The organism is Streptomyces sp. SM1 (assembly GCF_002910825.1).
In the GTDB taxonomy this organism is placed as follows: Bacteria; Actinomycetota; Actinomycetes; order Streptomycetales; family Streptomycetaceae; genus Streptomyces; species Streptomyces okerensis.
On the sequence record NZ_NEUB01000815.1, the window covers coordinates 1 to 14,264 of the forward strand.

General features: G+C 69.8%; 10 protein-coding genes and 4 tRNA genes. 9 read left to right on the forward strand and 5 right to left on the reverse strand.

The window, feature by feature from the left end:
- Positions 1 to 299: 299 nt before the first annotated feature.
- Positions 300 to 650 (reverse strand): metallopeptidase family protein, encoded by a 351-nt coding sequence (locus tag B9S61_RS25255; protein WP_181007524.1) that lies wholly within the window; start codon positions 648 to 650, stop codon positions 300 to 302.
- 84 nt (positions 651 to 734) lie between these two features.
- On the opposite strand from B9S61_RS25255, the gene B9S61_RS25260 reads away from it, so the two are divergent.
- The 7 genes from B9S61_RS25260 (at position 735) to B9S61_RS41710 (ending at position 7,519) form a co-directional block, all read left to right on the forward strand.
- Positions 735 to 2,372 (forward strand): metallophosphoesterase, encoded by a 1,638-nt coding sequence (locus tag B9S61_RS25260; protein WP_103544302.1) that lies wholly within the window; start codon positions 735 to 737, stop codon positions 2,370 to 2,372.
- 80 nt (positions 2,373 to 2,452) lie between these two features.
- Positions 2,453 to 2,525, forward strand: a tRNA-Glu gene (locus tag B9S61_RS25265).
- Between the two features lie 37 nt (positions 2,526 to 2,562).
- Positions 2,563 to 2,637 (forward strand) — tRNA-Asp (locus B9S61_RS25270).
- A gap of 24 nt (positions 2,638 to 2,661) precedes the next feature.
- Positions 2,662 to 2,735: transfer RNA gene (locus B9S61_RS25275), tRNA-Phe, on the forward strand.
- A gap of 94 nt (positions 2,736 to 2,829) precedes the next feature.
- On the forward strand, positions 2,830 to 6,810 hold the full coding sequence (hrpA, locus tag B9S61_RS25280) for an ATP-dependent RNA helicase HrpA (RefSeq protein ID WP_103544303.1): 3,981 nt from the start codon (positions 2,830 to 2,832) through the stop codon (positions 6,808 to 6,810).
- A 92-nt stretch (positions 6,811 to 6,902) separates the two neighbouring features.
- Positions 6,903 to 6,977: transfer RNA gene (locus B9S61_RS25285), tRNA-Asp, on the forward strand.
- A gap of 350 nt (positions 6,978 to 7,327) precedes the next feature.
- On the forward strand, positions 7,328 to 7,519 hold the full coding sequence (locus B9S61_RS41710; protein WP_103544304.1) for a DUF6274 family protein: 192 nt from the start codon (positions 7,328 to 7,330) through the stop codon (positions 7,517 to 7,519).
- Between the two features lie 437 nt (positions 7,520 to 7,956).
- On the opposite strand, the gene bldC is transcribed toward B9S61_RS41710, so the two are convergent.
- On the reverse strand, positions 7,957 to 8,163 hold the full coding sequence (gene bldC, locus B9S61_RS25295) for a developmental transcriptional regulator BldC (protein ID WP_003949541.1): 207 nt from the start codon (positions 8,161 to 8,163) through the stop codon (positions 7,957 to 7,959).
- 541 nt (positions 8,164 to 8,704) lie between these two features.
- Positions 8,705 to 9,547, reverse strand: coding sequence for a hypothetical protein (locus B9S61_RS25300; protein ID WP_103544305.1), 843 nt, complete (start codon positions 9,545 to 9,547; stop codon positions 8,705 to 8,707).
- A 251-nt stretch (positions 9,548 to 9,798) separates the two neighbouring features.
- Here B9S61_RS25300 and B9S61_RS25305 point away from each other — a divergent pair, with 251 nt between their 5' ends.
- Together B9S61_RS25305 and B9S61_RS25310 are read left to right on the forward strand one after the other, a co-directional pair.
- Positions 9,799 to 10,887 carry a Glu/Leu/Phe/Val dehydrogenase dimerization domain-containing protein gene (locus B9S61_RS25305; RefSeq protein WP_103544306.1) on the forward strand — a complete coding sequence of 363 codons (1,089 nt, stop codon included), beginning with the start codon at positions 9,799 to 9,801 and terminating at the stop codon, positions 10,885 to 10,887.
- A gap of 318 nt (positions 10,888 to 11,205) precedes the next feature.
- Positions 11,206 to 11,457 carry a DUF3073 domain-containing protein gene (locus B9S61_RS25310; RefSeq protein ID WP_103544307.1) on the forward strand — a complete coding sequence of 84 codons (252 nt, stop codon included), beginning with the start codon at positions 11,206 to 11,208 and terminating at the stop codon, positions 11,455 to 11,457.
- 132 nt (positions 11,458 to 11,589) lie between these two features.
- On the opposite strand, the gene purM is transcribed toward B9S61_RS25310, so the two are convergent.
- Together purM and purF are read right to left on the reverse strand one after the other, a co-directional pair.
- Positions 11,590 to 12,657: a phosphoribosylformylglycinamidine cyclo-ligase gene (purM, locus tag B9S61_RS25315; RefSeq protein ID WP_103544308.1), complete on the reverse strand. Its 1,068-nt coding sequence runs from the start codon at positions 12,655 to 12,657 to the stop codon at positions 11,590 to 11,592.
- Between the two features lie 33 nt (positions 12,658 to 12,690).
- Positions 12,691 to 14,217 (reverse strand): amidophosphoribosyltransferase, encoded by a 1,527-nt coding sequence (gene purF, locus B9S61_RS25320; RefSeq protein WP_103544309.1) that lies wholly within the window; start codon positions 14,215 to 14,217, stop codon positions 12,691 to 12,693.
- Positions 14,218 to 14,264 lie beyond the last annotated feature (47 nt).

The window sequence follows — 14,264 nt, forward strand, 5'->3', positions numbered from 1 at the left end:
GCCCGCCCGCGTCACCGCCCGGTGCGTCACCACCCTGCCGTCCCGCGGAGTGCGACGGCCCACCGGTCCCGCCGGGGCCGTCCTCACCCACGCTCACACAGCCGGCGGCAGCGGCGACGGCGACAACGGTGGCGGCCAGGCGGACGGGTACGTACAAGCGGCGCACGGAGCCACCTCCGATGGGAGTACAGGGTCAACAACCCCAACTCCCGCCACCCGCAAGAAGACACGCGTACGGCCCAGGGGGTGTCGTACACCTCACTCCGCGGACCCGGACGGCCCGGCGGACGGCCTGCCCCCTATCCGTAGCCGAGCGCGTGCAGCCTGGCGTCGTCGATCCCGAAGTGGTGCGCGATCTCGTGCACCACCGTGATCTCCGTCTCGGCGACCACGTCCTCCCGGGACTCGCACATCCGCAGCGTCGGCCCCCGGTAGACGGTGATCCGGTCCGGCAGCACACCGGCGTACCACTCACCCCGCTCCGTCAGCGGAGTCCCCTCGTACAGACCGAGCAGCTCCGGATCGTCCGCCGGCGGTTCGTCCTCGACGAACACCGCGACGTTGTCCATCAGCCGCATCAGCTCCGGCGGAATCCGGTCCAGCGCCTCGGAGACCAGCTCCTCGAACATCTCGCGCGTCATCTCCAGCACAGAGCCATTGTCGGGCACGGGCCGTCCGTACGAGATGCGCGGTGCGCCCGCATATCCCGCACACGGGGTGGGCATACGGGATCAATGGCCCGCGTCCCCCACATCCTCGAGAACGCCCTCCGCCGCATCCCACGGGTCCCGCGGGCCCTCACCCGCCGCTACCGCTCCCGACGGCCGTCGCCCGCACCCGCGACCACCGCCCTCGTCCCGTCGACCCACCCCTGGACGCGCGCCCTCGGCCTCGTCGCCGTGGTCGTCCTCGGCGCCTGGCTCGGCCTGCTGGTCGTCGGCAACGTGCGCGTCCCCGTCGGCCCCATGGACACGACGATGACGCTGCGTCCCTCCTTCACCGGCGGCACCAAGATCAATGTCTCCCCCCTGGGCGCCCTCCAACTCGACAGCCACACGGCCCCCGTGCGCCTCGACGTCAACGTCGACCAGCTCGACCCCGCACGCTCCCAGGCGCTGGTCGACCGCCCCGAGCGTCTCTCCGGTCTCCAGGACGAGGTCACCCAGGACATCGCCCGCGGCACCGCCGACCTCGCCGTACGGTCCTGTGTCGCCGTCGTCACCGGTGCCACCGCGCTCGGTCTGGTCATCTACCGCCGCCCCCGCCGCGCCCTCGCCGCAGGCGGCCTCGCCCTCACCCTGCTGGCCGCGTCCGGCGGCACCGCGTACGCCACCTGGAACCCCGACTCGGTCCTGGAGCCCCGGTTCTCCGGCCTGCTCTCCTCGGCCCCCTCGCTCGTCGGCGACGCCCGCAGCATCGTCACGGAGTTCGACGTCTACCAGCAGGAGTTGGCCCGCCTCGTCACCAACGTGACCAAGCTCTACGACGCCACCTCCACCCTCCCCGTCTACCGGCCCGACCCGACCACCCTCCGCGTCCTGCACGTCTCCGACATCCACCTCAACCCCGCCAGCTGGAAGATCATCGCCTCGCTGGTGGAGCAGTACCGGGTGGACGTGATCGTCGACACCGGGGACACGATGGACCACGGCACGGCCGCCGAGAACGGCTTCCTGGACCCCGTGGAGAACCTCGGGGCCCCCTACGTATGGGTCCGCGGCAACCACGACTCGCTCGTCACCCAGCGCTACCTCGAACGCATGAAGAACGTCCACGTCCTCGACGACGGCCGGGCGAAGACCGTCGCCGGACTGCGCTTCGCGGGCATCGGCGACCCGCAGTTCACCCCCGACCGCTCGAACAGGACCGGCGCCGAGCAGTCCCAGGAACTGGCCGGCGCCCGGCTCGCCTCGGCCCTGCGTGACCAGAGCACCGCCGGCACGCCCGTGGACGTCGCGCTCGCCCACGAGCCGTCGGCCGCCCGCGAGGTCGACGGCACCGTGCCCCTGGTCCTGGCCGGCCACCTCCACCGCGAGGACACCGAGGTCATGCGGTACGGCACCCGGCTCCGTGTCGAGGGCTCCACCGGCGGCAGCGGCCTGCGCGCCATCGAGGGCAAGTACCCCGACCCCATCGAGATGTCGATCCTCTACTTCGACCGGGACAGCCGCCGCCTCCAGGCCTGGGACTCGATCGAGCTGGGCGGCCTCGGCCTGACCACGGCGGAGGTCAGCCGGCACCTTCCCGAGGAGAACCAGCCGGGCGCCAAGACCTCGCCGTCCCCCTCGGGCGCCTCGCCCTCCCCCTCCGGCGCTCCCCCGGCCACCGCGCCGACCCCCACCCCCGGGAGCCGCTCGACGCCCACGCCGTAAACCGTTTTGGCGATCCCTCCCGCCATCCCATATGCTTCTCACGTCCCCGACGCGCCGAGAGGCGCCCAGGCGGGCCGATAGCCCTCATCGTCTAGCGGCCTAGGACGCCGCCCTTTCAAGGCGGTAGCACGGGTTCGAATCCCGTTGGGGGCACGCGCCACCCTGTGCGACACTGTCGTACGACACGCTTGGTCCTGTGGAGCAGTTTGGAGTGCTCGCCACCCTGTCAAGGTGGAGGCCGCGGGTTCAAATCCCGTCAGGACCGCTGGTGTTTCACGTGAAACACCGCGGCTGGGTAGCTCAGTTGGTACGAGCGATCGCCTGAAAAGCGATAGGTCGCCGGTTCGACCCCGGCCCCAGCCACGGCAAAGGCCCCGATCATCGATCGGGGCCTTGTTGTGCGCCCCGGCAAAATCATTGGCCGCGTGTTTCCGCGGGATGAGACCCTGGAGTCCGTATGTCTACGCACTCTGCCCCCGTTCTCGGCTCCCTCGCCTCCCGTCTCACCGGACTGTCGCTGCGTGATGCGCACCGGCTCGGACGACGGCTCGAGGGTGCCCGCAAGATCCGTAAGCCGGAGGCCCGCGCCGCCGTGCTCGCCGAGATCGAGTCGGAGGCCGCCGCGGCCGAGGAGCGGATGGCGGCACGGCGCGCCCGGGTGCCGGAGATCCGGTACCCGGAGCAGCTGCCCGTCAGCCAGAAGAAGGACGCGATCGCCGAGGCGATCCGCGATCACCAGGTGGTGATCGTCGCCGGTGAGACGGGCTCCGGGAAGACCACGCAGATCCCGAAGATCTGCATGGAGCTGGGCCGGGGCGTCCGGGGCATGATCGGCCACACGCAGCCCCGCCGGATCGCCGCCCGCACGGTCGCGGAGCGGGTCGCCGAGGAGCTGGACACCCCGCTCGGGGAGGCCGTCGGCTGGAAGGTCCGCTTCACCGACCAGGTGAATCCGGAGGCCACGTTCGTCAAGCTGATGACCGACGGCATCCTGCTCGCGGAGATCCAGACCGACCGTGAGCTGCGCGCCTACGACACGATCATCATCGACGAGGCGCACGAGCGGTCGCTCAACATCGACTTCCTGCTCGGCTATCTCGCGCAGCTGCTGCCGAAGCGCCCCGACCTCAAGGTCGTCATCACCTCGGCGACCATCGACCCGGAGCGCTTCTCCCGGCATTTCGGCGACGCCCCGATCGTCGAGGTCAGCGGGCGCACGTATCCGGTGGAGGTGCGGTACCGGCCGCTGCTGGAGGAGGACTCGGACGACGCCGACCGGGACCAGATCACCGCGATCACGGACGCCGTCGAGGAGCTGATGGCGGAGGGGTCCGGCGACATCCTGGTGTTCCTCTCCGGTGAGCGGGAGATCCGGGACACGGCGGACGCGCTGACGAAGAAGCGGTACCGGTCGACCGAGGTGCTGCCGCTGTACGCCCGGCTGTCGCACGCCGAGCAGCACCGGGTGTTCCAGCAGCACAGCGGTCGCCGGATCGTGCTGGCGACCAACGTGGCCGAGACGTCCCTCACCGTGCCGGGCATCACGTACGTCATCGATCCCGGGTTCGCCCGTATCTCCCGTTACAGCCACCGCACCAAGGTGCAGCGGCTGCCGATCGAACCGGTGTCACAGGCGAGCGCCAACCAGCGCAAGGGCCGCTGCGGCCGTACGTCGGACGGCATCTGCGTCCGGCTGTACAGCGAGGACGACTTCCTGGCCCGTCCGGAGTTCACCGACGCGGAGATCCTGCGGACCAACCTCGCCTCGGTGATCCTGCAGATGACGGCGGCCGGTCTGGGCGAGATCGAGAAGTTCCCGTTCATCGACCCGCCGGACCACCGCAACATCCGTGACGGTGTGCAGCTGCTCCAGGAGCTGGGTGCGCTCGACGCGGCGCAGAAGGACCCGCGCAAGCGGCTCACCCCGACCGGGCGGAAGCTGGCCCAGCTGCCGGTGGACCCCCGGCTGGCGCGCATGGTGCTGGAGGCGGACCGCAACGGCTGTGTCCGCGAGGTCATGGTGATCGCGGCGGCGCTGTCGATCCAGGACCCGCGCGAGCGGCCGGCGGACAAGCAGACGCAGGCCGATCAGCAGCACGCCCGCTTCCGGGACGAGTCCAGCGACTTCCTCGCCTTCCTCAACCTGTGGCGGTACGTCCGGGAGCAGCAGAAGGAGCGGGGCTCGTCGTCGTTCCGCCGGATGTGCAAGCAGGAGTACCTGAACTTCCTGCGGATCCGCGAGTGGCAGGACATCTACACCCAGCTGCGGACGGTCGCCCGGCAGATGGGCATCCAGCTGAACGAGGACGACGCGGCGGAGGACCGCATCCATGTCTCGCTGCTGGCGGGTCTGCTCTCGCACATCGGCATGAAGGACGTGAAGGAGTCCAAGGACTCCGGCCAGAGCGGCGCCCGCAAGGACGGCGGGCGGAACGAGTACCTGGGGGCGCGGAACGCCAAGTTCGCGATCTTCCCGGGGTCGGCGCTGTTCAAGAAGCCGCCGCGGTTCGTGATGTCGGCCGAGCTGGTGGAGACGTCCCGGCTGTGGGCGCGGGTCAACGCGAAGATCGAGCCGGAGTGGGTGGAACCGCTCGCGGAGCACCTGCTGAAGCGCACGTACAGCGAACCGCACTGGGAGAAGGACCAGGCGGCCGTGATGGCCTACGAGAAGGTGACGCTGTACGGCGTGCCGATCGTGGCGCAGCGCAAGGTGAACTACGGCCGGATCGACCCGGAGGTCTCCCGGGAGCTGTTCATCCGCAACGCGCTGGTCGAGGGCGACTGGCGGACCCACCACAAGTTCTACGCGGACAACCGGCGGCTGCTGACCGAGGTCGAGGAGCTGGAGCACCGGGCGCGGCGCCGGGACATCCTGGTCGACGACGAGACCCTGTACGACTTCTACGAACAGCGGATCCCCGACCACGTGGTGTCGGGGGCGCACTTCGACTCGTGGTGGAAGCACCAGCGGCACGAGCAGCCCGACTTCCTCGACTTCGAGCGGGAGATGCTGATCCGTGAGTCGGCGGAGGCGGTCACCAAGGCCGACTATCCCGACTCCTGGCGCCAGGGCGCGCTGAAGTTCCGGGTGACGTACCAGTTCGAGCCGGGCGCGGACGCGGACGGTGTGACGGTCCACGTTCCGCTGCAGGTGCTGAACCAGGTGACGGACGAGGGCTTCGACTGGCAGATCCCGGGTCTGCGGGCCGACGTCGTCACGGAGTTGATCCGCTCGCTCCCCAAGCCGATCCGCCGGAACTACGTGCCGGCGCCGGACTTCGCCCGGGCGTTCCTGGAGCGGGCGGTGCCGTTGCAGGAGCCGCTGACGGTCACGATGGCCCGCGAGCTGAAGCGGATGGTCGGGGTGCCGTTCGATGCGGAGGACTTCGACTGGTCCCGGGTTCCGGACCACTTGAAGGTGACGTTCCGGATCGTCGACGAGCGGCGTCGCAAGCTCGCCGAGGACAAGGACCTGGCGGCGCTCCAGCTCCGGTTGCGGCCGAAGGCGCGCCAGGCGCTGTCCCAGGCGGCCGCCGCGACCGCGCAGCGGGAGGGCGGTGAGTCCCTGGAGCGCAAGGGGCTGACGGACTGGACGATCGGTTCGCTCACCCGGGTGTTCGAGACCCGGCGTGCCGGTCAGCCGGTGAAGGCGTATCCGGCGCTGGTGGACGACGGTGACACGGTGTCGGTCCGGCTGTTCGACTCGGAGGCCGAGCAGGCGGAGGCGATGTGGAAGGGCACCCGGCGGCTGATCCTGCTCGGGATCCCGGTGAACCCCGCGAAGTTCGCTTCCGAAAAGCTGACCAACCCGCAGAAGCTGGCGCTGTCCGCGAATCCGCACGGTTCCGTGCAGGCGCTGTTCGACGACTGCGCGACGGCCGCGGCGGACCGGCTGATCGCGGACTTCGGCGGTCCGGTGTGGGACGAGGAGTCCTTCCGGAAACTGTTCGACAGGGTCCGTGCGGACATCGTCGACACGACGGTCCGCGCGGTGGGCCAGGTGCAGCAGGTACTGGCCGCCTGGCAGGCCTGTGAGCGCCGCCTGAAGGGCGTACGGAGCCCCGCGCTGCTGGCCAACCTGCAGGACGTGCGCACACAGCTGGACGGGCTCGTACGGCCGGGCTTCGTGACGGAGGCGGGGCTGCGGCGGATGCCGGACCTGATGCGGTATCTGGTGGCCGCGGACCGGCGGCTCCAGCAGATGGCGGCGAACGCGCAGCGGGACACCACGCGGATGGCGAAGGTCCATGAGATGCGGGACGAGTACGCGTGGCTGCTGGAGCAGCTGCCGCAGGGGCGGCCCGTTCCGCGCCAGGTCCTGGACATCCGCTGGATGATCGAGGAGCTGCGGGTCAGCTACTTCGCCCACGCGCTCGGCACGGCGTACCCGGTGTCGGACAAGCGGATCGTGAAGGCGATCGACGCGGCGGCACCGTGACCGCGGCCGCACACAGGGTGAGTTCGACCAGGGGTCGCCCGCTCCTGTACAGTCCTTCTCGCAGCGCAACGCAGGAATAGCGCCGCGAATCTGGTCCTGTGGAGCAGTTTGGAGTGCTCGCCACCCTGTCAAGGTGGAGGCCGCGGGTTCAAATCCCGTCAGGACCGCAACAAGGAAGGCCCGTACCTCAAGAGGTGCGGGCCTTTTGCTTACCCGCCCCGACGGAGCGGGGGCCGCGCCGCGCGGCGGAGCCGCGATCAAACACAGCAAATCCCGTCAGGACCGCAACAAGGAAGGCCCGTACCTCGCAAGAGGGCGGGCCTTCCGCGTGTTCCGCCCTCGCAAGGGGGCGGGTCCTCCGCGTGAAGGAGCCCGGGTCCTGACGACCCGGGCTCCTTCACGCGCCCCGGGGCGCTGTGCGCCCCTCTCCGCGGCTCCGCGATGTCTTGACGGGCTCGCCGTCCCCCCGTACTCCAGGAAGCAGGGCACGACCCCCTAGGGCCCCTGGAGGTGGCGTATGCCGGCGACGACGGCCAGGCACGAGACGCGAGCGCTGCTCCGTGCGCATCTGTCCGCCGCTTCGTCGCACGGACACCGGATGCGTCACTGCCCCGTCTGCCACCGCCTGTTGCGGCTCGCGCTGGACTCCCCGCCCCGCCCGCCGGAACCGGCCGGGGAACAAGCCACGCCCAACGGGCGTTCTCTCTAGCGCATATGCCGCAGGCTCAACAAGCCGACTGGTATGTGACGGGTGTCACCGCATGAGTTTCCGGAAGTGCGGTACTTACACCTGCCCTACAGCCAGTCAATTTAATATGTGCAATTGCACCACTCGGAGAGGTCCGCCCCGGCCCGTACCGAAGTGATCCCACACCCGCCCCCAGGCTCGGACAAGCCCGCACACGGAACGCCCCCCGGCCCTCGCCGGAGGCACCGCCGGCCCACCGGCAGCGCACAAAAAAGATCGCGCTGGACCCGGCGGAGTCCAGCGCGATCGACGACGCACCCTTGTTCAGTTGCCTGCGAAGCTCTGATCGGCTTGGGCGAGGGGCCTGTTGGGGCAGTCCCCGCGTCGCTTGGAGCTGAGGTTCCCGGGCGTCTCGACCAGTGGGGGACCAGCCGGTTGCGCCCGGTTCATGCGGTTGTTCAGGCCTCGCTGCGCTGCTGCGGAATGCCCGCGAGCAGTGCGCGGACCTCGGCTTCGCGGTAGCGGCGGTGCCCGCCGAGCGTGCGGATCGACGTGAGCTTGCCAGCCTTCGCCCAGCGCGTGACCGTCTTCGGGTCGACGCGGAACATGGTGGCGACCTCAGCCGGGGTCAGCAGCGGCTCGGCATCAGGGGTGCGAGCGGTCATGAGCGGCCTCCTCGGGAGAACCGAACCTTCTCGGTTCTTTCCTCTAAATTCTGCACCTTGACCCCCGTTGCCCGAAATGGCGGACGCGAGTCGAGTCGGTTATAGGACGAACGGCTTGTCCTCGGCACTACAACTACACCATCTGTCCAACCACGTCGGCCAAACCGATGGAATTGCCCTCCCAGGTGTTCATCAGCCGCGGAAGCCGATGGACCATGCCATAGCGGACAGTCACGCTGCTGTGACGATCAGTCACAGCAGCGATCAGGAGTCACCAGACCCCCCAAAGCGTGCAATGCCGAGAATTCCGCCCATAGTCGAGCACAGTAGGACGGAGGAGCCCTCCCCGGACTCCTTGTCCTATTTTGGCATGAGGGTGGGCAAGGGGCGCAAGGGCCGCGTAAGTGCGGTCCGTCACGCTTGACACGCTTGGGGCATACGACCGGGATCGGCGACTACGTCCGTTGTCGGGCTCGCGCTGACGGAATCTCAGGATCCTCAGGGCGAAGACAAAACCCCAAGAAGGGCGTTTGGTCAAACGTCAGTTCGCCGAGCGCAGGTCACGCACCGACCGCCAGCGCTCCACGAGGCGCCCGTAGGCCGCCCCCGCGCCCTCCTCGTCGCCGCGCCGCAGCGCCGCGATCCCCTCGGCCACGTCCGCCGCCGAGTGGTCGTCCTCGAGGGAGCCGGCCGGCAGCGCGTGCACCAGTCCGCCGTAGTCCAGCTCGACCTGCGAGCGGGGGTGGAACTCCTCCAGCCACCGTCCGACGTCCACCAGTCCGCCGGCCAGCGGGCTCTCGTCCATGGCGTCCCGCAGCGCCCGCAGCCCGCGTGCCACCCGCCGGCGGGCCTGGACCATGGGCGTCCGGTAGCGCAGGAAGGGCGCCTCACCGGCGGCACCCCTGCCGTACTCCCGCTCGTCGTCCCCGAACAGCACGAACCAGTTGATCGGTACCTGCCAGGTCGCGGTGCGGATCCACGGCCGGGCGTCGGGGTGGCCGGCCAGCCAGCGCTCGTAGTCCTGGGTGACCCGGTGCCGTACGACCGGGGGCAGCAGGGCGTCCAGGACCGGCAGCGGGAAGTCCTCGGCGAGCTCGCCCAGGGCCTGCCAGCCGCGCAGCCGGGTGCGCCACGGGCAGACGCAGACCACCCCGTCCGCCTCCAGCACGAACGCGTCGTCGCTCTCGTGCACCGGCACCGGCACCGGCGGGGTGGGCGCCAGGTCGGCCAGCGAGCGGCGGAGTTCGTCCTGGTAGGAGGGGCGGACCGGGCGGCGTGCGTAACGGGCCCAGTGGCCGCGCTCCGGTTCCCGGAAGGCGGCCAGCGGTTCGTACACGCGCAGGTAGGTCGCATAGGGAACGATCACCGAGGACACCTTGGGCACGCCTGCTCCCTCCCCCGCGGACCGCCGCGAAAACCTTCCGGGACCCACCCCGGACGAGTGGTGAACCGGAGCAAATCGCCGCACTGCGGTACTCCGGACGGAGGTGATCCCGGACATGGTGCCCCCGTCCGGCGTCCCAGGATCTAATCTCGTGCTCACAAGCCTCCGCCACCCTCCCCCTCTGCCACAAGCGTGGGGGGACCCCTGCGGGAGCCGACCCACCCGCCGCTTCTTACTCAGGAGTCACCACAGTGACCGACGTATCTGACGGCGTCCTGCACACCCTGTTCCACTCGGACCAGGGGGGCCACGAGCAAGTCGTGCTCTGTCAGGACCGTGCCAGTGGCCTCAAGGCCGTCATCGCCCTCCACTCCACCGCCCTGGGCCCCGCCCTCGGCGGTACGCGCTTCTACCCGTACGCCACCGAGGAGGAGGCCGTCGCCGACGCGCTGAACCTCGCGCGCGGGATGTCGTACAAGAACGCCATGGCCGGTCTCGACCACGGCGGCGGCAAGGCCGTGATCATCGGCGACCCGGAGCAGATCAAGAGCGAGGAGCTGCTGCTGGCCTACGGCCGGTTCGTCGCCTCGCTCGGCGGCAGGTACGTCACCGCCTGCGACGTCGGCACCTACGTCGCCGACATGGACATCGTGGCCCGCGAATGCCGCTGGACCACCGGCCGCTCCCCCGAGAACGGCGGCGCGGGCGACTCGTCCGTGCTCACCTCCTTCGGCGTCTACCAGGGCATGCGGGCGGCCGCCCAGCACCTGTGGGGCGACCCGTCGCTGCGCGACCGCAAGGTCGGCGTCGCGGGCGTCGGCAAGGTCGGCCACCACCTGGTGGAGCACCTGCGCGCGGAGGGCGCCGAGGTGGTGATCACCGACGTGCGCGACGACGCCGTGCGCCGGATCCTCGACCGTCATCCGCAGGGCGTGTCGGCCGTCGCCGACACCGAGGCGCTGATCCGCACCGAGGGCCTGGACATCTACGCCCCGTGCGCGCTCGGCGGGGCGCTGAACGACGACAGCGTGCCGGTGCTGACCGCCCGGGTGGTCTGCGGCGCCGCCAACAACCAGCTCGCCCACCCGGGCGTGGAGAAGGACCTCGCCGACCGCGGGATCCTCTACGCCCCGGACTACGTGGTGAACGCCGGCGGTGTCATCCAGGTCGCCGACGAGCTCCACGGCTTCGACTTCGACCGGTGCAAGGCGAAGGCGTCGAAGATCTTCGACACCACGCTCGCCATATTCGCACGTGCGAAGGAGGACGGGATTCCGCCGGCCGCCGCGGCCGACCGGATCGCCGAGCAGCGGATGGCGGAGGCGCATCCGGGCCGTTGACGCCTACGAGGGCGGCCCGGCGCGGGCCGCCCTCGTACGGGTGAGCGGTACCCGTCGGCGGGCACTTCGAGAGAACTCTCACTTCTCCCGGCGGGTCGACCGTCCATAAGTGGTTAAAATCGCGGTTGACCAGCGAGGACAGGGCGCCTCGAGGGTCCTGGGCGCGGGCACGTCATGCGGGCGACGTACCGGATGGGCGCGGGCTCAGGTACCGTGGAAGCCCTACGGACCGGTCTCTCCATGGAGAGCCCGTTCCGGACCATGAACGCGTGTCAAGACTCTGGGGCCGTCGAGCCCCGTCGTTGAGGGGGTCGAGCCATGGGGCGCGGCCGGGCCAAGGCCAAGCAGACGAAGGTCGCCCGCCAGCTGAAGTACAACAGCGGTGGGACTGATCTCTCACGCCTGGCCGAGGAGCTGGGTGCATCGCCTTCGAGTCAACCGCCACCGAATGGTGAGCGTTTCGAGGACGACGAGCAGGACGACGAACTGTACGCACGGTACGCCGACCTCTATGAGGAAGACGACGAGGACGAGGACGGTCAGTCCTCGCAACAGCGTCGCGGCGCTTGACCCTGCGCTGAGCATGAACCCGGTAGGTGACCCCGGTCACCGGCCGGGTTCAGTGTTGCCCGGGAATTCCGCCCCGGTGCCACGCTCCGGTGTGCTGCCCGCCCGCTCGTCGTACGGGCAGCGTCCCGGTGCTCAGTTCGCGTGGTCACCGACGAGGGCCGCGCCTGTGGTGCGCTCGCCGCGGTCGGTGATCTCGCCGGCCACCCAGGCGTCCACGCCGCGGTCGGCCAGTGTCGTCAGCGCCACGTCGACGGACTCCTGGGGCACCATCGCGATCATTCCGACGCCCATGTTCAGGGTCTTCTCCAGCTCCAGCCGCTCGACCGAGCCGGTCCGCCCGACCAGGTCGAACACCGGAGCGGGCGTCCAGGTGGAGCGGTCGACGCGCGCGTGCAGCCCGTCGGGGATCACGCGGGCCAGGTTGGCCGCGAGTCCGCCGCCGGTGACATGGCTGAACGCGTGCACCTCGGTGGTGCGCATCAACGCCAGGCAGTCCAGCGAGTAGATCTTGGTGGGCTCCAGGAGCTCCTCGCCGAGGGTCCGGCCCAGCTCCTCGATCCGGGCCTCCAGGGCGAGTCCCGCGCGGTCCAGCAGCACGTGCCGGACGAGTGAGTAGCCGTTGGAGTGAAGTCCCGAGGACGCCATGGCGATCACCGCGTCACCCGTACGGATGCGATCCGGGCCGAGCAGCCGGTCGGCCTCCACGACGCCCGTGCCGGCGCCGGCGACGTCGAAGTCGTCCGGGCCCAGCAGGCCGGGGTGTTCGGCCGTCTCGCCGCCCACCAGGGCGCAGCCGGCCAGTACACAGCCCTCGGCGATGCCCTTGACGATGGCGGCGACCCGCTCGGGGTGGACCTTGCCGACACAGATGTAGTCGGTCATGAACAGCGGCTCGGCGCCGCACACCACGATGTCGTCCATGACCATGGCGACCAGGTCGTGACCGATGGAGTCGTAGACCCCCAACTGCCGGGCGATGTCGACCTTGGTGCCGACGCCGTCCGTGGCGGAGGCGAGCAGGGGGCGTTCGTAGTTCTTCAGGGCGGAGGCGTCGAAGAGGCCGGCGAAGCCGCCGAGGCCGCCGAGGACCTCGGGGCGCCGGGTCTTCTTCACCCACTCCTTCATCAGCTCGACCGCGCGGTCGCCCGCTTCGATGTCGACGCCCGCCGCTGCGTAGCTGGCACCAGTGTTCTGGGACATGACTGTGAGAGCCTTCGTGTCGTCCGTCAGGGCTTACGGGCGGCGGATCGCGTCGACCGAGGCCGGGGCGGCGGTGCCGGCGGCCAGCTCGGTCTCCAGGAGCTGCTTGCCGAGGAGCTCGGGGTCGGGCAGGTCCATCGGGTACTCGCCGTCGAAGCAGGCGCGGCACAGGTTCGGCTTGGCTATGGCGGTCGCCTCGATCATGCCGTCGATGGAGATGTACGACAGGGAGTCGGCGCCCAGCGAGGTACCGATCTCCTCGATGGTCATCCCGTTGGCGATGAGCTCCGCGCGGGTGGCGAAGTCGATGCCGAAGAAGCAGGGCCACTTCACCGGCGGCGACGAGATCCGGATGTGGACCTCGGCGGCGCCCGCCTCGCGGAGCATGCGGACCAGGGCGCGCTGGGTGTTGCCGCGGACGATCGAGTCGTCGACCACGACCAGGCGCTTGCCCTTGATGACTTCCTTGAGCGGGTTCAGCTTCAGGCGGATGCCGAGCTGGCGGATGGTCTGCGACGGCTGGATGAACGTACGTCCGACGTACGCGTTCTTCACCAGTCCGGCGCCGAAGGGGATGCCGGACGCCTCCGCGTAGCCGATGGCGGCCGGGGTGCCCGATTCCGGGGTCGCTATGACGAGGTCGGCCTCGGCCGGGGCCTCCTTCGCGAGCTTGCGGCCCATCTCGACGCGCGAGAGGTACACGTTCCGGCCGGCGATGTCGGTGTCCGGACGGGCCAGGTACACGTACTCGAAGACACAGCCCTTGGGCTTCGCTTCCGCGAATCGGGAGGTTCGCAGTCCGTTCTGGTCGATGGCGACGAACTCGCCGGGCTCGATCTCGCGGACATAGCTCGCGCCGCAGATGTCGAGGGCGGCGGACTCCGAGGCGACGACCCAGCCACGCTCCAGACGGCCGAGGACCAGCGGGCGGATGCCCTGCGGGTCGCGGGCCGCGTACAGGGTGTTCTCGTCCATGAAGACGAGGCTGAAGGCGCCTCTGACCTTGGGGAGGACCACATGCGCGGCCTGCTCCACGGTCACCGGTTCGCCGTCGGCGGCACGCTGGCCGGCCAGCAGGGCGGTGATCAGGTCGGTGTCGTTGGTGGCCGCCACCTTGGGGGCACGGCCGTTCTCCTTGGGGAGTTCGGCGACCATCTCGGCGAGCTGCGCCGTGTTGACCAGGTTGCCGTTGTGGCCGAGCGCGATGGATCCGTGCGCGGTGGCACGGAACGTCGGCTGGGCATTCTCCCACACGGAGGCGCCCGTGGTCGAGTAGCGGGCGTGACCGACCGCGATATGACCCTGGAGCGAACCGAGAGAGGTCTCGTCGAAGACCTGGGACACGAGCCCCATGTCCTTGAAGACGAGGATCTGGGAACCGTTGCTGACCGCGATACCCGCGGATTCCTGGCCCCGATGCTGGAGGGCGTACAGCCCGAAGTACGTGAGCTTGGCGACCTCTTCGCCCGGAGCCCAGACACCGAAGACGCCGCAAGCGTCCTGGGGGCCCTTCTCTCCGGGGAGCAGGTCGTGGTTGAGTCGTCCGTCACCACGTGGCACGTCTCCGAGTGTAGGCGAGACCGGCCCCTGATCCGAATGCGGGATAT

Coding starts and splice junctions, on each gene's coding strand:
- B9S61_RS41710 (WP_103544304.1), top strand. CDS start 7,328: ATGCCGGCGACGACGGCCAGGCACGAGACGCGAGCGCTGCTCCGTGCG.
- B9S61_RS25260 (WP_103544302.1), top strand. CDS start 735: ATGGCCCGCGTCCCCCACATCCTCGAGAACGCCCTCCGCCGCATCCCA.
- B9S61_RS25310 (WP_103544307.1), top strand. CDS start 11,206: ATGGGGCGCGGCCGGGCCAAGGCCAAGCAGACGAAGGTCGCCCGCCAG.
- purM (WP_103544308.1), bottom strand. CDS start 12,657: ATGTCCCAGAACACTGGTGCCAGCTACGCAGCGGCGGGCGTCGACATC.
- hrpA (WP_103544303.1), top strand. CDS start 2,830: ATGTCTACGCACTCTGCCCCCGTTCTCGGCTCCCTCGCCTCCCGTCTC.
- bldC (WP_003949541.1), bottom strand. CDS start 8,163: ATGACCGCTCGCACCCCTGATGCCGAGCCGCTGCTGACCCCGGCTGAG.